This window comes from Trichlorobacter lovleyi (assembly GCF_015239775.1).
Taxonomy (GTDB): domain Bacteria; phylum Desulfobacterota; class Desulfuromonadia; order Geobacterales; family Pseudopelobacteraceae; genus Trichlorobacter; species Trichlorobacter lovleyi_B.
Map to the genome: position 1 here is coordinate 1,090,833 of NZ_CP058409.1, position 18,941 is coordinate 1,109,773.

Consider the following 18,941-nt stretch of genomic DNA (forward strand, 5'->3'; position numbering starts at 1 on the left):
CCCCCCTTTCCTAAGCCTTCTCGATCTTGACGCCGGTGAAACCGCCGTTACGTGCCGTTGCTCCGCTCAGACGATCAAAATCTGACGGCATCAGTTCATTGTTGTTGCCACCCCTGGGGGTCTTGCCGTACTCCTTGGCAGCCACACGGCCATAGGCCCAGTGGCCCTGGCCATAGCACTTGGCCACCGTGCCCTGGCGCACACCCTCCCAGAGACGGGCCTTGCAGGTGATTGAGCCGCTGGTGGAGGTCAGACGGATGGTGTCGCCATCCTTGATCCCCAGCTTTTTGGCATCCAGCGGGTTGATCTTGGCCACGTCATCCCAGCTCTTGTCACCCGGATCAACCTTCTTGAACTCCTGGTACCAGACCGTGTTGGCGGAGCGGCCTTCACGGTTGAGACGTGATTTGTGGTCAATAAAGGTGAAGGGATACTCTTTTTCACTGCCGTGCCGCTTGGGTGACTCATAGTGCGGCACAAAGACCAGTTCGCCCTGGGCCTCATAGCCGCTGGACTTGAGTACGTCATCAATACTGGTCTTGTGCTTGGCTGCGAACAGGGTCAGGGTCTTTTTCAGGGTCTCGCTGTAAAACTCGAACTTGTGAGTAACGGTCTTGAACTTGCCCCAGTTCTTTTTGTAGGCATAGGTCTCGGTGTTGTAGATCCCCTTTTGCTTGAACTCGGCCCAGCTGCTGAGTTTATCGCCCTTCAGCTTCTCCTTGCCGTCCCAGACCTTCGAGCTGCTGATCTTGGCGGCGATCTCACAGAACTGGGCAGCATTGGCCGGTTTCTTGCCGGTCTCGGGGTCTTCAAAGGAGGCATAGTAGTCGTACAGGTTGGCAAAGCCCTTGGCCTTGAGCTTTTCGGCCAAAAGCCACATCACCTCGGTCTCTTCGGCCTTGACGTTCCAGAGCGGTTTGGTGACCGGCTGCTGGATGGAGACATGGCCGTGCAGGTTGGCCATGTTGGTAACGATAGTCAGCTTTTCAGTGGGGGCAAAGGTGGCCGGCAGCACCAGATCGGCAAACTGGGTCATCTCCGAGGCGTTGGTGACCATATGCACAAAGAACGGCACCTTGGCCAGGGCCTTGTCCCAGCGCTGGGCGCCGGTGGCGGAGAAGTTGAAGTTGGACCAGGTGCTGATGAAGATCTGGCAGGCGGCCGGATCTTTCAGGATTCCATCTGCCACGGCATTGGTGACCACGTTGGCCTTGGCGCTTTCAGTTACCTTGCCGTCCTTGTCCTTCTTGGAATCAAAGCCGCCCATGATGGCCGGCATATCCTTGGCTCCACGTCCATCCAACTTTTTGCCGTGGCCTTGATGTTTGGCCAGTTCATCAACAAACTTGTCAGGCGCCGGGAACTTGGTGGTCGGCGAGCTGGAAGACTGGAATACCCCGCCTTCGGTCTCGATTGATCCGAGGATGCCGTTTAAGGCATAGACCGCCATTGAGGCGTAGGTGCCCCGCGGGGTCATGGCCACACCGGGCCCCATCCAGACGGCACAGCGTGATCCGGCCTTGCCCATGGTTCGGGCAACCGTGATGATCTGCTCAGCCGGGATCAGGGTCTTTTTGGCAGCCCAGGCCGGTGTCTTGTCCTTCAGTTCAATGTTCCAGTACTTGACGATCCCGTGGGTCTGTTTCTCGGCAAAGGCCGCTTCATCGACCGTTGCTCCGGCCTTGAACAGGTTTTGGCCATCCTTGAAATCACCCACAAACTCTTTGCTCCAGAGACCTTCCGTCAAAAGCTGATGGGCAATGGCAGATGCCAATGCGCCGTCTTCGCCCGGTTTGATCGGCAGCCACTCATTGGCCTTGGCGGCAATTGAGGAGAGGCGGGGGTCAACGACAATGACGGCCCCCCGGTCAAAGATGTCGCCCAGCTTGTTGATGGCGTTGGGCACCTGGCGGTTGGAGGAGAGCGGATCACAGCCCCAGGCCACCAGGCATTTGGTCTTGGCCATGTCGTAGTCACGGTAGCCGAAGAAGCCCTGGGTGTAGCCCGGCCCCATCTTCTCGGCCTCGGCACAGAGGGCGCTATGGGAGAAGTAGTTGCCGGTTCCGTAAATCTTGGGCAGGGTGCCGTACAGCAGATCGGTGGAGGTTGGGGAGTAGCGGCCGCGCATGTAGACCAGCTTTTCGGGATGACCGGTCTTACGCAGCTCAATCATCTTGTCGGCCATCAGCTCCAGCGCCTCATCCCATGAGATCGGCACGAACTTGGGGTCGATCCCCTTGCCTTTTTGCGGGTTGGTCCGCTTCATCGGCACCTTGATCCGGTCCGGATCGTAGGTCTGCTGGATCATCAGGTGACCACGGGGGCAGCAGTAGCCGTTGTTGGCCTTGGAAAGCTGGTTGCCGCGCACCTTGACGATACGGCCTTCCTGGACATAGAACTCAACCGGACACCAGGCGGTGCAACCCTGGCAGGTGGAGGGCAGCCACTCACCCTTGGGGGCTTCGCCTGCCTTGGCATCATGACCCGCGGCAAAGGCATTCAGCTTCGGCAGTCCGACAGCGGCGACAGCACCGGCTGCGGCGCTAATCTTGAGAAAATCTCTGCGTTTGATCTCCATCCCATTCCTCCTTTACGTGGTAGTATGTGTGACCGTTTTTGCAGCCGGCCCTGACCGTGAAGGCGGTCTTGCCGTTGCGGCGAGTGCCGCAGGATCTGCCCTGGTGCATCTGGTTCAGGATCGCCTCTCCTTAATCAGGTTCCCATGGTGACCCGAGATAATCCTACCATAGCGCAGGATATAAAATCATGCAACTCTATATAATTATTGATATTATTTGTGTTACGCGGGCGGATCAACCGCGGTTTGAGATGTTTTTAATGCGGTGGTGTGTGAAATGTAATCTTTTTAATAAAGCTTGCTGAATGCAGGCGCATCACGCCTTTGCAACCGTTGACGCGGACAGCCTTTGATCTAGCTGTCTGTTACGATGTCGTAACAAGCGCTTTTTGCTGTATCCTCACTCTGCTCCGGTTCCTGTCGCTTCAGTTTTTCCCAGAGCACCTTGCGGGAAATCCCCAGCACTTCGGCAGCCCGGCCCTTCTGGCCACCCAGACTTTCCAGAACCCGCAGGATATAGCGCCTTTCAAAATCTGCAACCGCATCACGCAACGGTATTCCCACCTGAATCTTTTCAAACTGGCTGCCGATATGCAGCGGGGCATCTTCAAGGGGAGGGAGCTGATGTTCCCGTATCCGTTGACCGGGATACAGGACGGTGAGCTGTTCGATCAGATTGCTCAACTCCTGCAGGTTGCCGCTCCAGGGGCGCAGGAGCAGGGCGTCAAGCAGGCCGGGGGTGAGCCGGATCTGTTGTTCCCTTGTGGGGGCAAAACGCTCAACAAAGTGGGAGGCCAGCAGGGGGATATCTTCACGACGCTCCCGCAGGGGCGGTATCGGCAACGTCACGATATTGATCCGGTAGAGGAGATCCCTGCGGAAACGGCCCTCGGCGGCCAGCAGCTTGAGGTCATGCCGGGTGGCACAGATCAGGCGGATATCGAGGGGATGGTGGCTGCTGCCGCCGATCCTGGTGGTGGATTGTTCTTCAAGCCGCTTGACCAGGCCTGCCTGGATGTTGAGCGGCAGCTCGGCAATCTCCTCAAGAAAGAGGGTGCCCCCGGACGCCTTTTCCAGCAACCCGGCCCTGGCCCGGTCGGCACCCGGCAGGGCACCTTTTTCAACACCGAACAGCTCTGCCTCAATCAGCTGGGTCGGCAGCGCCAGGCAGTTTACCCTGATAAACGGTTTATCCTTTCTGCTGCTCATGCTGTGGATGGTTTCTGCCAAAAGCCTTCTGCCGGTGCCGGTTTCTCCCTGCAGCAGCAGCGCCACCTCGCTGGCGGCAACAATGGTCATGGTGTCCAGTATGGTACGCATGGCCGGTGAGCGGGTAATGATGGTCCTGGTGGTTGCGGTGTCCTCAGACAACGCCTCCAGCTGTTTTTCCAGCCCCCGGTACTCCAACAGGCGCTCGAGCTTCAGCAGCAGGACGTCCACGGAGAACGGTTTGGTAATAAAATCAAAGGCTCCCAGTTTCATTGCCCGCACTGCCATTTCAACGGTGGCCTGACCGGTCATGACCAGGGCGTGTACGGTGGGTTGCATCTGCAGCAGATCAGCCAGCAGGTCAAGACCGTCAACATCGGGCAGCCTGACATCCTGCAACAGCAGGTCAAAGGATTCGTCACTGGCCGCAGCCAGAGCCTCGGCGCCGCTCTTTGCCAGCCGCACCTTGAACCCTTTGCCTCGCAAGGCCTCAAACAGGGCTTCACCCAGCAAGGGGTCATCTTCAACAAGCAGGAGTTTAAAGGAGTTCATTGCCGGTCTCCGTTGGTGTCAAGGGCAGGCTGACCGTAAACACGGTTTTTCCCGGACGGCTGCTGAAGGTAATCGTGCCGCCATGCATTTCAACAATGCTCTTGCAGATGGCCAGCCCGATACCGGTCCCTTCGCCAGCATGTTTGGTGGTATAAAAGATATCAAACACCGTACGTTGCGCCTCGGCCGGGATGCCGCTGCCCTGGTCCTCAACCTCAAGCTGGTAGTAGCCGGGGGTGAACTGCGCCGACAAGCGGATTATCCCTCTGAGGGGCGAGGCCTGGGCCGCGTTAAACAGCAGGTTAAGCAGCACCTGCTGGATCTTGCCTTTATCCAGCTGCAGCATGAGCGCCGGGGTGCAGCGGTCTTCGGTCACCAGCTCCACATCAAAGCGCTTGAGCGCCACACGGCTGAATTCGGCACACTCACTGAAGAAGCTGTCGCTGGCAAGGGGCTGCAATTCCAGCGAGGCGGTCCGGCTGAAGTCGCTCAGCTGGCGCACGATCCGCTCTATCCGCTCAACGCCCTGTTTGATTATTTCCATGTTACGCAGCTGGTTGCCGCTTTTCTGCTCCAGGTTGTAGATGGAGGCGTTGATGGCCCCCAACGGGTTGTTTACTTCATGGGCCACACCGGCCACGATCTTGCCCAAGGTGGCCAGCTTCTCGCTCTGTACCAGCTGTGTCACCGCACGCTTGCGTTCTGCCTCACTCTGACCCAGGCGTTCGAGCATGGTGCGGAAGCTTTCCTGCAGCCTGCCGATTTCATCGGGACGGTCGGGCGGGAGTTCAACCAGCAGGTTGTCGGTGGATACCGAGGCCATTATCCCGGACAAATGCTGCAGGGGGCGGGCCATGCTGCGGCCGATCAGGTACGAGGCTGCCATCCCCAACAGAAAAAAGGCCAGCGAGGTGGCAGCGATACGTCTGGCCAGCGCCTGGAGTTGCGCCTCAAGCGGAGCGGTGGAGACCACGACCCGCAGGGCCCCCCAGCTCTTCTGGTAGATATGCAGCGGCATGGCCATATTCAGCATGGCAGCGGCTTGCCCCGGCTGCCTTTGCAGCGAGGCCTGATAACGCCCTTCCGTGATAGCGGTGCGGGTCAGAAGATCATCGTACTGCTTGCCGTACTCGGTATACTGGTTGTGGGCCAGGACCTTGCCGTTCTGGTCGGTCACGAAGGCAGCCACCACCTTGAGGGCGCTGTTCTTCATGATCTCCTCAATAAAATTGTCCAGCAGGCCGCCTTCCTCAATCACCCCCATCTCTTCATACACCAGGGCATTGATGATTGGTGAGGAAAGGGAGGTCAGCATCTGGCGGCCTTCACTTTCCAGGTTCCTGTACAGCAGATCCCGTTCGGTCTTCCAGGCGAAAACGCCCCACAGGGTTGACGACAGTGCCACCATCAGCATGGCAATCAGCACAAACTGGGTCTTGATGCTGATAAAGCGGCGGGTGGTCATTGGTGGCACCCGACGCCGCATCCGGTTGGAATGGCGCGGATCATACGGAAGATGTCGGCATAATCCTGCTGCCGGGCTGTGGCAAAACCGTTGTTGAACTCATCATCCCAGTTTTTCATAATCGCCTTGTGGCGGGGGTTGCTACGATCCAGCTTGAGGAGTGCCCGGGTAATTGCCTGCACCACCTCTGGCGGCGTGTCCCGTCTGACCACCAGCGGTACTGCCGGGATCGGCTTGGACCAGGCCAGGATCCGCAGACCGTGCGGTTTGTATTTCTCGGCCACCACATCCTTGACCGCCCCGGCATCAAACTGACCTTTCAGGATCGCCTTGGCCACGGCATCATGGTGCTGCAGGTTGGTGAAGGATTTCAGATCCTGCATGCGTACCTTGTTGTCCCAGAGCAGGTAGCGCGGGATCAGGTTGCCGGAGGTGGAATGGGGTGAGCCGAAGGCCATGGTCTTTCCCTTGATTTCTACAATGCTCTGCAATGCCGAATCGTTACGGACAATGATGGCGCTGCGGTAAAACGGGATGCCCGCTTTGTTGAGCGGTTTCAGGATCGGCATGGCCTGGTAGCGCAGATTGGCTTCGGCAAAGGTGACATCCCCCAGTGAGCTGATCTGGGTTACCCCCTGCTGCAGAAAACGGACCGCCTCAGGGTAGTCTTTGCTGATCTTCAGCTCAAAATGGTAGGGGGTTTCGGCGGTCAGATAATCCATGATAGGCTGGTAACGCTTGTACATGACCAGCGGGTTGTAGCGGGGGATTACGCCGAAACGGATCAACGGCTTCTCGGCAGCCTCGACCGCCGGCGGTACAGGCAGCAGACAGGTGCATAACAGCAGCGCTGCTGCAAGCACACTGCCTGTTAGACCGGGTCTTTGTGGAGGGAGCACTGTCATGATTTTTCCGCTTGACCTCATCCGTTCTCACGGATATTTGTTTTGGTATGAAACAGGTCGCCTATCTCTTCAAATCCCTTTCGGAAGAAACCAGACTCCGCATCCTGGTGTTGCTGCAGGAACATGGTGAACTCTGCATCTGTGACCTGATGGCGGCCCTGGAACTGCCCCAGTCAACGGTCTCCCGGCATGTGGCCTATCTGAAAAACGCCGGCTGGCTGCAGGACCGGCGTGGTGGTGTCTGGATGTACTATTCGCTGGCAGCCGGCCTGGGCCGGCAGATGGCCGATCTGCTGTCGCTTGTGAGTGCCCTTTGCGCCACGCTTCCCGATGTGGGGCAGGATCGTCTGCGTTTGCAGGCGTACCGCGCTGAAAAGAATTGTATCTGATTTTCAGTATATATTTTTTGTCGAATATATATCCGCCTAGGCGGATAATAGACGATGGAAACGATACTTGTGAAGATAATTTTTGCAGCGGGAGGTTTGCGCCATGTCTGAACAGATTGCATCACGTCTCTCGTTTCTCGACCGCTGGCTGACACTCTGGATCTTTGTTGCCATGGCGCTGGGGGTCGGGTTGGGCTATCTGGTCCCCGGTGCAGAGGCCTTTATCAACTCCTTTCAGGTCGGTACCACCAACATCCCGATCGCGATCGGCCTGATCGTGATGATGTATCCGCCCTTTGCCAAGGTGAAGTACGAAGATATGCCGGAGGTGTTCCGGAACAAGAAGATTCTGGGGATCTCGCTGCTGCAGAACTGGCTGGTCGGGCCGGTGCTGATGTTTCTGCTGGCGGCCCTGCTGCTGCCGGACAAGCCGGAGTATCTGGTGGGCCTGATCATGATCGGCCTGGCCCGTTGCATCGCCATGGTGATTGTCTGGAACGAGCTGGCCAGGGGGAACACCGAGTACGCTGCCGGCCTGGTGGCCTTTAACAGTATCTTCCAGGTGTTGTTCTACAGTGTCTACGCCTGGATCTTTATTACCGTGCTGCCGCCACTGGTGGGGCTGCAGGGGATGGCGGTCAAGGTCAGCATCGGCCAGATTGCCGAGAGTGTCTTCATCTATCTGGGTATCCCCTGTATTGCCGGCGCCGTGACCCGTCTGGTGGGGGTGAAGGTGATGGGCAGGGAGCGTTACCACCAAGAGGTGGTGCCGAAGATCAGCCCCTTGACCCTGATTGCCCTGCTGTTTACGATTGTGGTGATGTTCAGCCTGAAGGGCAATCTTATCGTGCAGTTACCGCTGGATGTGGTACGGATCGCCATTCCGCTCCTGATCTATTTTGTGGTGATGTTTCTGGTCTCATTCTGGATGGGGAAGAAGCTGGGGGCGGACTACTCCAAGACCACCACCCTGGCCTTTACGGCAGCCAGCAATAACTTTGAGCTGGCCATTGCCGTGGCGGTGGCGGTATTCGGTATCAACTCCGGGGCGGCCTTTGCAGCCGTGATCGGGCCGCTGGTGGAGGTGCCGGTCATGATCGGCCTGGTCCATGTGGCGTTCCGGTTTCAGCGCCGCTGGTCGTAATCGGCAATGGCCTGGGAATTCCTCGAAAAATGACGGGAGTCAAAAAACGAGTTGTTTGTAAATATTAAATAAAATTATACAGCTATAAAGTGTTGCGAGGCAGTCTGGTGTCGTGTATCGTTCTGGCCATGGTATGCATGGTGTCTGGATTCGCACCTCTTGTGATAACGAAATTTTATCGGGATGGGCCATGTTCCTATTTAAAAAATTTATTTCGTTTACCGCCGCCACCCTCAAACGTTTCATCTTTACGGCAACCCTGATTGTTTCTGCGGTTACCTTTGCCGTTGTCATTGTGATTGTTTCCTTTCTCTTTCTAAAACAGGCCCACGACACCAAAACCCATGAGTCGGGTCTGATCGCCCGGCATATCCTTGAGGCGATTACCGAGGTTATGGAGCGTGGGGGCACGATTACCGACATCGAGCATACCCTTGATGATTATCGCCGGCTTTTCCCCAGGCAGACCATTACCATTCAGACCCCCCAGAGCGGTGCAGCCGCCTGGCAGAGCGATGAACCGGCTGTTGCCAAGGCACTCCGGACCGGTGCGGTCGTGCACCACCATACCCCGTACACCTCGATCAATGTCTTTCCTGTCAAGGCAGAGGCCGGTTGCCGCAGTTGCCACCCGACATTTCAGGCTGGCCAGACCCAGGCACTCCTTGCCATTAAAGAGGATATCAGCCAGGCCACCTTTACCCTGCTCAACCGGGCGCTTTCCAGCTTCCTGCTGCTGTTGCCGTTTCCGCTGCTGATGGCGTTTCTGGTTGCACGGTTTGTGAACCGCCATCTTGGTGATGCGGTCTCGAAACTGAACAGCAAGGTGCATTCCGTCACCACGGTTTCCGATTTGACCCTGCTGGGCCAGGAGCTTGAGTCGGAAGGTGAAACACTGAAGTTTGGTGAGCTTGAGGCGATCTTCGGCGAATTCAGCGGGCTGGTGACACGGATCCGTGACGTTGCCGTGGGCAGGGAAATGCTGGAGTTTGAGATCAAGGTGCTGGAGCGTTTTATCATTACCTCCGAGGCGATCCGGGACTGGAAGGAGCGGGTCGGCTATCTGCTGAATGAGGTCAATAAGGTCATGCCGGCCTATGCCCTGTTCTGTGTCTTCCAGGTCGATGACGAAGGGTATGATATCGAGATCTTCTGGTCTGCTCCGCCGACAGCGGCAACCCGCAGCACCATGGAGTCAATTATCAGGCAGCAGATCAAGAGTGAGAAGTTGCACAGCAGCTCAGATGCCGCAATCCTGATTATCCATAACATCACCAATGAATCTGCCCCCTTGCTGGAACTTGCCCGTGACGAGATCGAGCTGGAGACCAAGTCGCTCTACCTGGATATGCCCCAGATCGGCGGCGTGGTGGGGATCGGGGTGCAGTCCCAGATTATGGCCGACCCGGTCCGTTCACTGGTGATCAACAGTATCCTGACCACCATGCTGAATGTGATCGGTTCGATCAAGGCGATCTACAAGTACACCAAGGATCTTGAGTACTACGCCACCCGTGACCCGCTGACCAATCTGTTCAACCAACGGGTCTTCTGGGAACTGCTGGGATATGAGATCGGTCGCGCCGAGCGGCACAACCAGCAGTTTGGGGTGCTGGTGATTGATCTGGATAACTTCAAGCATATCAATGACACCTACGGTCACCTGGTGGGAGACAAGTACCTGGTGCAGATTGCCGACACCATTCATGCAAGTCTGCGTTTGGGGGATATCCTGGCCCGTTACGGCGGCGATGAGTTTGCCATTGTGCTGCCTGATGCCGATCATGAACAGGTGCATATGGTTGCCAACCGGATCAGGGAGGCCATGGAGGCGATGACCCTGGTGACGGTCGACGGCAACAAGATCCGCGGAACCGCCTCCATCGGCTATGCGGTCTGTCCTGACCATGCCACGACGGCCAAAGACCTGTTCCTGTTTGCCGACAACATGACCTACAAGGCGAAGTCGCTGGGTAAAAACTGCATCATTGTCCCGACCAATGATGATGTGGTGGAGGTCTTTCAGAAGAGCAGCGAGATGTCGCGACTGTTGCTCAAGGCGCTGGATGAGAAGCAGGTTGTCCCGTATTTCCAGCCGATTGTCACCAGCGATGGGCAGGTGGTGGTCTGCAACGAAGTGCTCTGCCGGGTGGTGGTTGGTGATCAGGTTATCGCGGCCTCAGAGTTTATCGAGATTGCTGAAAAACTGGGGGTGGTCAGCCGCCTTGATGCAATTCTGATGGAAAAGGTCTTTGCCCTGGCCCAGGCTGATGGCTACGATGGGTACCTGTTTATCAATCTCTCTCCCAAGTCGTTGATCCTCAAAGAGTTTGTGCCTTCAATCATCAAGCTGGCCAACCAGTATCAGATCGCCCATGACAAGGTGGTCTTTGAGATCACCGAGCGGGAAACCGTGAAGAACATGACCCTGCTGGAGCAGTTTGTTCAGGATCTGAAGCTGGAGGGGTTCAAGTTTGCCATTGATGATTTCGGTTCAGGTTTCTCTTCATTCCAGTATATCCGAAGGCTGCCGATTGACTTTGTCAAGATTGAGGGGATGTTTGTGCTCAATATGCTGAACGATCCCAAAGACAAGGCCTTTGTCAAGACCCTGGCGGTGCTGGCCCGGGAGTTCGGCATCAAAACCATTGCCGAATATATCGAGAGTGAAGAGTTGTTGCTGACGGTGCGGGAGCTGGGGATAGACCTGGCCCAGGGCTATTACACCGGCAGGCCTGAAGCAACCATCAGAAAGGCCACAAAGGGACATGATCAGGGTGCCTGATCATGTTGACAGCCGGGAGCGGTCTGCACCGGGCGTGCCTGCCAGCGATGCCTACGCGGTTGCCTGACATAACCGCTGTGGTGCTGGTGGGGGGGCAGAGCCGTCGCATGGGGCAGGACAAGGCGTTCCTTGCGGTTGACGGTGTGCCGGTGATCGAGCGGATTCTGTCGGCCCTGCAGGGCTGTTTCGAGCATCTGCTGCTGGTGGGTGACCGGCCGGAACGCTTTGCAGGATACCGGCTGCAGGTCGTGCCGGACAGCTATCCCGGCAGTTCCCTGGGAGGGCTGTATACCGGTCTGCAGCATGCTGAAACGGACCTGATCTTTGTCACCTCCTGTGATATCCCCTTTCCCGACCCGGAGCTGATCCGCCTGATCTGTACCGCTTCAGCTTCCTGTGATGCGGTCGTTCCGGCCACTGCCGGCGGTCTGGAACCGCTGTTTGCCCTCTACCGCAAGTCCTGCCTGCCCCTGATGCAGGCGGCGCTTGAGGCCGGTCAATACCGGATTAACGCCGTGCTGGAGCAGTTGAAGGTTACGACCATCACCCCTGAACAGCTGGCGCAGATCGATCCCGGCGGCAGGGCCTTGCTGAATATCAATACTCCGCAGGAGTACGCGGCCTGCAGACAGGAAACCTGATGAGCAGACCGGCTGTTGTCTCTTTTGTGGCCCATTCCGGTACCGGTAAGACCACCCTGCTGGAAAAACTGATACCGATCCTGAAGGAACGGGGCTACCGGGTCGGCGCGATCAAGCATGATGCCCATCGCTTCGAGATCGATCATCCCGGCAAGGATAGCCATCGTCTGACCGCAGCCGGTGCCGACAGTATGCTGATCTGCTCCGGTGAGAAACTTGCCCTTGTGCGGCGGCACCAGCAGGCCCCGGCCATTGAGGAACTGCTCAGGATCTGCGGCCCTGACCTGGATATCATCCTGACCGAGGGGTTCAAGCAGAGTAGCCTGCCCAAGATAGAACTGCACCGGGGAGCGCTGGCCAGAGCGCTGATCTGCCGCGGGAACAACCATGATCCAACCCTGCTGGCCATTGCCAGCGACACGCCGCTTACGGTTGATGTCCCGCTGCTGGATCTGAATAGGCCGGAACAGTTGGCTGATTTTATTGAGCAAAGGCTGTTGCAATGAACGGTCAGGCACCCTTGCGGGATACCTATAACCGCCGGATCAACTACCTGCGCCTGTCGGTGACCGACCGCTGCAATCTGCGCTGCTTCTACTGCATGCCTGCCGAGGGGGTACAGGATGCCGGCCACAGCGGCGTACTCTCCTTTGAAGAGCTGCAGATGATTGCCGAGTGCGCCGTGCGGCTGGGGATCGAGAAGATCAGGATCACCGGCGGCGAGCCGACCGTGCGGGCCGGTCTGATCGATTTTCTGGCAAAGCTCACAGCCATTCCGGGCCTGCGTCACCTGGCCCTGACCACCAACGGCCTGTTGCTGGAGCAGATGGCCGCTGATCTGTACCGGGCAGGTGTGCAGCGTCTGAATGTCAGCCTCGATTCGCTTAATCCTCAGCGATTCAGGGAGATCACCCGAGGCGGCGATCTGCACAAGGTGCTGGCCGGACTGGATGCCGCGCTGGCGGCCGGGTTCCCTCACCCCAAGATCAATGTGGTGATCATGCGGGGGATCAATGACGCGGAGATCCTTGATTTTGCCGAGCTGACCCGTACGCGGGGCTGTCCGGTGCGTTTTATCGAATATATGCCGGTGGTCAGGGAAGAGGGCTGGCAACGGCTCTGCTTTTCCGGCCAGGAAGTGCTGCAACGGATTGCCGAACAGTACCGGCTGGAACCGATTGACAAAGGGGCGTTCAGTGGCCCCTCCCAGGATTTCCGTATCCCCGGCGCCGCAGGCAGCATCGGCATCATTACCGCCGTATCCGGCCACTTCTGCAACGACTGCAACCGGATCAGGGTCACGGCGAAGGGACAGGCCAAGGGCTGCCTGTTCAGCGATGAGAAGACCGATCTGCTGCCGTTTCTGCGGCCACCGGACTGCCAGGCACTCTGTGCTGCCCTGCAGCGGATCGTGGCATCAAAGCCGGAAGGGCACGCCATCAAGTGTGGTGAGTATGCCCACAGTAACTTCAGCATGGCCCAGGTAGGAGGGTAACGATATGGCAGAGGTGATTGCCGTCTGCATCAGCGAAAAAAAAGGTGAGCGCAAGAAGCCGGTACCGTCGGTTGAACTGCGGGTGGACCACGGCATTGTCGGGGATGCCCATGCCGGTGACTGGCACCGTCAGGTCAGCCTGCTGGCCCAGGAGAGCATCAACAAGATGCGCGCCCTGGGGCTGGATGTCACCACCGGGGATTTTGCCGAGAACATCACCACCAGCGGGATTGAGCTGGTCTCCCTGCCGATCGGCAGCCGCCTGCAGATCGGCGAAACCCTGCTGGAGGTAACCCAGATCGGCAAGGAGTGCCACACCCGCTGCGCCATCTATCACCAGGCCGGTGACTGCGTCATGCCCAAGGAAGGGATCTTTGCCAAGGTGATCAGGCCGGGCAGCATCAGGCCGGGGGACCGGATAGCAACTGGTGTGGCGCCGATCCGGGTTGAATGGCGGCACTATGACAAGGCCGGTGCGACCTGTGAGCGGTGCGGTGACACCGGCGCCAACCTGAAGCAGGTGATAGGCGAGTATGCCGGGCAAGGTGTCGAGATTGAGCTGCAGGAGACCCTCTTGAACGAAGAACGGATCAGTGAATCAAACCTGGTGCTGATCAATGGCGTCGCGTTGGAGGAACTGCTGGCTGCAACCACCGGGGAGTCCGACTGTCCCTCCTGCAGCTGCCTGACCGGTTCTGCAACCAGCTGTCGTACCGTGCAGTGCGATGGCGAGGTGTTTGAAGAACTGACAGCGGAGTTGATCAGAAAAGGGATTGAGGCGGTGCTGGCCAGATAGCTTTATTGCACTTGACTCCAGACATTGGCAAAGAGTATATGAGTATTAAGTCATATGCTTTTGTTTTCTGATTGGAGTCTTCCATGCTCAAACAGTTTGCCGATTACCTGACCTTTACCCTGATCGGGTTACAACCAGGTTCCCACCTGGGTGAAGCCCTTGACTTCTTTATCTATGACACCATCAAGATCTTCCTGCTGCTGACCACGATCATCTTTGTGGTGGCCATCATCCGCTCCTCCTTCCCGCCGGAACGGACCAAACGGATCCTGTCCCATAACCGTGAATATGTCGGCAACGTCATGGCAGCCCTGCTGGGGATTGTCACGCCATTCTGTTCCTGTTCGGCAGTGCCTTTGTTTATCGGCTTTGTGGAATCCGGTGTGCCGCTGGGGGTGACCTTCTCATTTCTGATCTCCTCGCCCATGGTGAATGAGGTGGCGTTGATCATGCTTTGGGGGATGTTCGGCTGGAAGATCGCCCTGATCTACATCGGCACCGGCTTGCTGGTGGCAATTGTGGCCGGGATCGTGATCGGCAGGTTGAAGATGGAAAAACATGTGCAGGACTATGTCTGGGAGATGCAGGTAGGGCAGCAGGAGATTGAGGAACTGACCTTCCGCGATAAGCTGGTCTATGCCCGTGACTATACCCGCGATCTGCTGAAGAAGATCTGGCCCTATGTGGTGATCGGGGTAGGGCTGGGAGCCTTTATCCACGGCTATGTGCCCCAGGACTTTCTGGCCAGATGGGCCGGGCGTGATAATCCCTTTGCGGTGCCGATTGCCGTTGCCCTGGGAGTGCCGCTGTACAGCAACGCAGCCGGGGTGATTCCGATCGTTTCAGCCCTGACCCAGAAGGGGATGGCCATCGGCACGGTACTGGCCTTTATGATGGCGGTCACGGCCTTGTCGCTGCCGGAGGCGATCATCCTCAGCAATGTGCTCAAACGAAGACTGCTGGTTACCTTCTTTGGTATCGTGGCGGCTGCAATTGTCGCTGTCGGCTATCTGTTCAACATCATACTGTAAAGGAGCTGAAACCATGAAACTTGAAGTCCTGGGCACCGGCTGTGCCAAATGCAAGAGCCTGCTTGAAAACGTCAAGAAGGCGGTGGAGCTTTCCGGCAAAGAGGCGGAGATCAGCAAGGTGGAGGATATCCCCTCCATCATGAAGTACGGCGTGATGAGTACTCCGGCCCTGGTGAAGGACGGCAAGGTGCTGTTCTCCGGCAAACTGGCAACGCCGGAAGAGATCGCGGGGATGCTCTGATGCCTGATCGGCAAACCTGCTGCCTGCATCTGCGGGGCTTCATCTCGCTTTTGACCGCGTTAAGCTTTCTGATTATGACCGTCTCCGGCGTGATCCTGTTCATTACTCCCCAGGGACGGGTGGCCTACTGGCTGGACTGGACCTTCTGGGGAATCAGCAAGTCGCAATGGGGTGACATGCATATCACCACCAGCCTGCTGTTTGCCCTGGCCGGACTGTGGCACACCTGGCTGAACTGGCGGGCACTGGTCAGCTACTTTCACGACAAGGTCAAAAAGACGGTGGCCCTGAAGTGGGAGCTGGCAGTTGCGGCACTGATCACCATCTTCTGTACGGTGGGGGGGATTTACAAAACGCCGCCGCTCAGCTATGTCCTGGAGCTGAACGACTGGATCAAGGATGCCTGGGTTAAGAGCCCTGATGACGAGCCGGTTATCAGTCACGCGGAACTGTTGCCGCTCAACAACTTCCTGAAAAAGGTGGATATCGAACTGGAACCGGCCCTGGCTGAGCTGAAAAAACAGGGCATAACGGTCAGCGGACCGGATCAGAAACTGCTGGATATCTCGAGAAGCAATGGCAAGTCGCCGGCAGCCATCTACAAGCTGCTGAAACCGTTGGAAGGCAAAACCGCAGACCAAACAGCAGCTGCGCCGGTTGTCCCGGCTGTCCGGCAACCCTTAAAACCGGTACCACCTGCCACACCGGCCGGAGCCCGGCAGGTGCCGGCAAGGCAGCTCTGGAGCGCCGAGCTGATACAGCAGCAGTTTGAAGGCAAAGGGGTGGGGCGCAAGACCCTGGCTGCGGTCTGCCGGGAACAACAGCTTGACCAGGCGGCAATTATCAAGAAACTTGCAGCCCGCAAGATCAGCGCAACACCGGATGATACCCTGAAAAAGCTTGGTGACGAAAGCGGTGAACTGCCGATCGAGCTTTTGAAGATTATCCTTGTCGGAGAACAGCGAAACTGATTAAAACAACATCTACGGGGGGAACCGTTATGCAATCCAAGATCGTCTTTGTCCTGCTGATGCTTGGGCTTTCCGTGCTGCCCGCCTTTGGTGCTGAAGAGGCCTTTGACCGCTTCCTGACCGGTTTTAACTATGAAACCCGGACTGATATGAAGACCGACAGCAAACGGTTGATCAAACTGCTTGAGGAAAAAAAAGCGGTGTTGCTGGATATCCGCTTTCCTGAAGAGACCAGGGCCTGGCGGATGGGCTTCGGCCTGTTCATCCCGCTCAATGAGCTGCCCAAACGTCTTGCCGAGCTGCCCAAGGACAAGATCATCGTCACTGCCTGCCCCCACAAGGACCGTTCCTCGATTGCCATGGCCTATCTGCGGACCAAAGGCTATAATGCGCGCTACCTGACCGACGGGCTGACCGGTCTGGCTGAAAACCTGCGGGGCGATACCGCCAAGGAATTTATGGAAGATGCCGGTCTGGTTCCGGCTGGAAAGAAGTGAGCATCATGAATACCCTGGAGTACAGCGCTGAAGTCCTGAAGGCGATCTCTCAGCCGACCCGCTTACGGATCATCGAACTGCTGCGGGATGGCGAGCATTGTGTCTGCGAGATCTTTCCGGCGATTGGCCATGAACAGTCCAATACCTCCCGCCACCTGCAAATGATGCTGAAAAGCGGCATCCTGAACCAGCGCAAGGATGGCCTGAAGATCTACTATTCCCTGCGGCATCCGGAGGTGTTGGAGATAGTACGGCTGGCCGGTCTGATTGCCGGCCACGAGGCAACGCAACGGGCTGCGCTGTTTACCAGGTAGTCTGAGGAAAGGGAGGAGTATGACCAGAGAACAGTGGTTGCAACGGGCAAACTGGCTGGCGTTGTTTACCATCTTCTACAACATTGCGGAGGGCGTCGGATCGGTCTGGTTCGGGGCGGCTGACGAGACCCTGTCGCTGTTCGGTTTCGGCGTGGATTCCTTTATCGAGGTGGTTTCGGCAATCGGCATCTGGCACATGCTGCGCAGGATCAAGGCCAACGGAGGAGAATCGCGGGATGAGTTTGAGCAGCGTGCCTTGCGGATTACCGGTACTGCCTTCTACCTGCTGACCATCGGTCTGGTGCTGACTGCCGGCATCAACCTCTATCAGCAGCACAAGCCTGAGACCACTGTCTGGGGCATTGTGATCTCGCTGCTTTCGATCTCGTTCATGTGGCTGTTGATTCATCACAAGACAAAGGCCGGGATTGCCCTTGCCTCACCTGCAATCATGTCCGATGTGGCCTGTTCCAGGGCCTGCATGTATCTGTCGGTTGCCTTGCTGATTGCCAGCGTGGGCTATGAACTGACCGGGCTCGGTTATTTTGATGCCGTTGGTGCCCTGGTGATCTCCTGGCTGACCTATAAGGAGGGACGGGAGTCCTTTGGCAAGGCCAAGGGACTGGCCTGTTCCTGCAGCTGTTCCTGTGGAGCTGCCAAGGAAAACCCATTGTGACCACGCTTGACAGCCATATCAGCGGCAAGTTCAAGATCGCCATTGCCCTGACGGCGGTCACCCTGGTTGCGGAAGTAGCGGGTGGTCTCTGGACCAATTCTCTGGCGCTGTTGTCCGATGCCGCCCATGTCTTTCTGGACCTGTTTGCGCTGATATTGTCGCTGACTGCCGTACAGCTGGCCGGCCTGCCCACCTCGGAGCGGCATACCTACGGATTTCACCGTTCCGAGGTGTTTGCCTCCTTTATCAACGGCCTGACCGTCTTTCTGATGGGGATCGGGATTCTGTATGAGGCCTGGGGCCGCTTTGCCGCTCCGGAACCGGTCAAAAGCGGGCCGATGCTGCTGATTGCCGTGATCGGCCTGGTGATGAATCTGCTGGCTGCCAGGACCCTGCACAGCCACAGCCATGACGACCTGAACGTGAAGAGCGCCTTCCTGCATGTGGTGGGGGATGCTGCGGCATCGGTCGGTGTCATCATCGGCGGGATCGTGATGTACTATACCGGCTGGTATCTGCTGGATGCCCTGTTGTCTGCCGCCATCGGCCTGCTGATCCTTGCCGGGGCAGGGCGGGTGCTGCGGGATTCGGTGCATATCCTGATGGAGGGGGCTCCCCGGGGGCTGGATCTGGCAGGGGTGGCGGCAGCCATCCGCGCTGTTGAGGGGGTGCAGGACCTGCATCACCTGAATGTCTGGTCGGTCTGCTCGCACATCATCGCACTCTCCGTGCATGTTGAGGTTGCAGCAGGTTATGAGGATCGGCGCAGCGGGCTGTTACACCGGATTGAGCATGTCCTTGAGCATCGCTTTCATATCACTCACACCACTATTCAGCTTGAGTGCAGCGACTGCAACGGCGGGCCGCTGATCAAGCCGCTGCAGCATCAGCAACGGCAGGAGGCGTGCTGCGGTCACAATAACTAACAGGCTGTTGAAAAACTACTACGGAGCCCGTCTGCGGCGTTGCGCGGTGCTTGCTCCTTCACGTTATGTCTCAGTTGCTGTGCGCCGTGCGCCTTGTAGCCGTGCTTCCTCATAACGTTTTTCAACAGCCTGCTAACCGCAGAAACTGCTTCAGGAGATGCTATAGATGCAAGATAACGAGATGATCTGTTGGTGCAGCAAGGTGACGGCCGGAGCTATCCGGCAGGCCAGGCGCAATGGCGCAACGACACTGGATGCTATCCGCCGTATGACCGGTGCCTGTACCGTTGGGCGTTGCAAGGAGCTGTCCCCTCGGGGCAGATGAT

The 18,941-nt window shown here is 57.5% G+C and carries 18 protein-coding genes and 2 pseudogenes; 16 read left to right on the forward strand and 4 right to left on the reverse strand.

The genetic code is table 11. The features are described from left to right. Positions 1 to 10: 10 nt before the first annotated feature. The 4 genes from FY034_RS04965 to phnD all read right to left on the reverse strand — a co-directional run bounded on the left by FY034_RS04965 (position 11) and on the right by phnD (position 6,667). Entirely contained in the window at positions 11 to 2,578 is a 2,568-nt protein-coding gene (locus FY034_RS04965; protein ID WP_265554210.1) for a molybdopterin-dependent oxidoreductase, read from the reverse strand. Positions 2,579 to 2,932: 354 nt separating this feature from the next. After that, positions 2,933 to 4,339 (reverse strand): sigma-54-dependent transcriptional regulator, encoded by a 1,407-nt coding sequence (locus tag FY034_RS04970; RefSeq protein ID WP_265554213.1) that lies wholly within the window; start codon positions 4,337 to 4,339, stop codon positions 2,933 to 2,935. After that, on the reverse strand, positions 4,326 to 5,804 hold the full coding sequence (locus tag FY034_RS04975) for an ATP-binding protein (protein ID WP_265554214.1): 1,479 nt from the start codon (positions 5,802 to 5,804) through the stop codon (positions 4,326 to 4,328). The genes FY034_RS04970 and FY034_RS04975 overlap by 14 nt, the downstream gene beginning before the upstream one ends. After that, on the reverse strand, positions 5,801 to 6,667 hold the full coding sequence (gene phnD / locus FY034_RS04980) for a phosphate/phosphite/phosphonate ABC transporter substrate-binding protein (RefSeq protein ID WP_265554216.1): 867 nt from the start codon (positions 6,665 to 6,667) through the stop codon (positions 5,801 to 5,803). The genes FY034_RS04975 and phnD overlap by 4 nt, the downstream gene beginning before the upstream one ends. Positions 6,668 to 6,756: 89 nt before the next feature. Between phnD and FY034_RS04985 the strand changes: the two genes are divergently transcribed. From FY034_RS04985 to FY034_RS05060, 16 genes and pseudogenes are all read left to right on the forward strand, one after another. Further along, positions 6,757 to 7,098: an ArsR/SmtB family transcription factor gene (locus tag FY034_RS04985; RefSeq protein ID WP_265554219.1), complete on the forward strand. Its 342-nt coding sequence runs from the start codon at positions 6,757 to 6,759 to the stop codon at positions 7,096 to 7,098. A gap of 103 nt (positions 7,099 to 7,201) precedes the next feature. Further along, positions 7,202 to 8,242, forward strand: coding sequence for an ACR3 family arsenite efflux transporter (arsB, locus tag FY034_RS04990; protein WP_265554221.1), 1,041 nt, complete (start codon positions 7,202 to 7,204; stop codon positions 8,240 to 8,242). Positions 8,243 to 8,432: 190 nt separating this feature from the next. Further along, entirely contained in the window at positions 8,433 to 11,027 is a 2,595-nt protein-coding gene (locus FY034_RS04995) for a putative bifunctional diguanylate cyclase/phosphodiesterase (RefSeq protein ID WP_265554222.1), read from the forward strand. A 2-nt stretch (positions 11,028 to 11,029) separates the two neighbouring features. After that, positions 11,030 to 11,668 carry a molybdenum cofactor guanylyltransferase gene (gene mobA / locus FY034_RS05000; RefSeq protein WP_265554223.1) on the forward strand — a complete coding sequence of 213 codons (639 nt, stop codon included), beginning with the start codon at positions 11,030 to 11,032 and terminating at the stop codon, positions 11,666 to 11,668. Continuing rightward, entirely contained in the window at positions 11,668 to 12,174 is a 507-nt protein-coding gene (mobB, locus tag FY034_RS05005) for a molybdopterin-guanine dinucleotide biosynthesis protein B (RefSeq protein ID WP_265554225.1), read from the forward strand. Before mobA ends, mobB begins: the two co-directional genes overlap by 1 nt. Continuing rightward, entirely contained in the window at positions 12,171 to 13,163 is a 993-nt protein-coding gene (gene moaA, locus FY034_RS05010) for a GTP 3',8-cyclase MoaA (RefSeq protein WP_265554227.1), read from the forward strand. Before mobB ends, moaA begins: the two co-directional genes overlap by 4 nt. Before the next feature lie 4 nt (positions 13,164 to 13,167). Continuing rightward, a pseudogene (locus FY034_RS05015) lies at positions 13,168 to 13,584 on the forward strand (MOSC domain-containing protein); the annotation flags it as partial. 30 nt (positions 13,585 to 13,614) lie between these two features. Then, positions 13,615 to 13,959, forward strand: a pseudogene (locus FY034_RS05020) (DUF2703 domain-containing protein); the annotation flags it as partial. Between the two features lie 83 nt (positions 13,960 to 14,042). Further along, positions 14,043 to 14,990 carry a permease gene (locus tag FY034_RS05025; protein ID WP_265554228.1) on the forward strand — a complete coding sequence of 316 codons (948 nt, stop codon included), beginning with the start codon at positions 14,043 to 14,045 and terminating at the stop codon, positions 14,988 to 14,990. Between the two features lie 13 nt (positions 14,991 to 15,003). After that, complete coding sequence (locus tag FY034_RS05030) at positions 15,004 to 15,231, forward strand: thioredoxin family protein (RefSeq protein ID WP_265554231.1); 228 nt, start codon at positions 15,004 to 15,006, stop codon at positions 15,229 to 15,231. Next, positions 15,231 to 16,202, forward strand: coding sequence for a DUF4405 domain-containing protein (locus FY034_RS05035; RefSeq protein WP_265554233.1), 972 nt, complete (start codon positions 15,231 to 15,233; stop codon positions 16,200 to 16,202). Before FY034_RS05030 ends, FY034_RS05035 begins: the two co-directional genes overlap by 1 nt. A 29-nt stretch (positions 16,203 to 16,231) precedes the next feature. Continuing rightward, positions 16,232 to 16,699 carry a rhodanese-like domain-containing protein gene (locus FY034_RS05040; protein ID WP_265554234.1) on the forward strand — a complete coding sequence of 156 codons (468 nt, stop codon included), beginning with the start codon at positions 16,232 to 16,234 and terminating at the stop codon, positions 16,697 to 16,699. A 5-nt stretch (positions 16,700 to 16,704) separates the two neighbouring features. Next, entirely contained in the window at positions 16,705 to 17,013 is a 309-nt protein-coding gene (locus FY034_RS05045; protein WP_265554236.1) for an ArsR/SmtB family transcription factor, read from the forward strand. A 19-nt stretch (positions 17,014 to 17,032) separates the two neighbouring features. Next, complete coding sequence (locus tag FY034_RS05050; protein ID WP_265554239.1) at positions 17,033 to 17,689, forward strand: cation transporter; 657 nt, start codon at positions 17,033 to 17,035, stop codon at positions 17,687 to 17,689. Beyond that, positions 17,686 to 18,615 carry a cation diffusion facilitator family transporter gene (locus FY034_RS05055; protein WP_265554240.1) on the forward strand — a complete coding sequence of 310 codons (930 nt, stop codon included), beginning with the start codon at positions 17,686 to 17,688 and terminating at the stop codon, positions 18,613 to 18,615. The genes FY034_RS05050 and FY034_RS05055 overlap by 4 nt, the downstream gene beginning before the upstream one ends. Before the next feature lie 166 nt (positions 18,616 to 18,781). Continuing rightward, the gene (locus FY034_RS05060; protein WP_265554241.1) at positions 18,782 to 18,940 is read left to right on the forward strand and encodes a (2Fe-2S)-binding protein; all 159 of its coding nucleotides are present in this window, start codon (positions 18,782 to 18,784) and stop codon (positions 18,938 to 18,940) included. Position 18,941 lies beyond the last annotated feature (1 nt).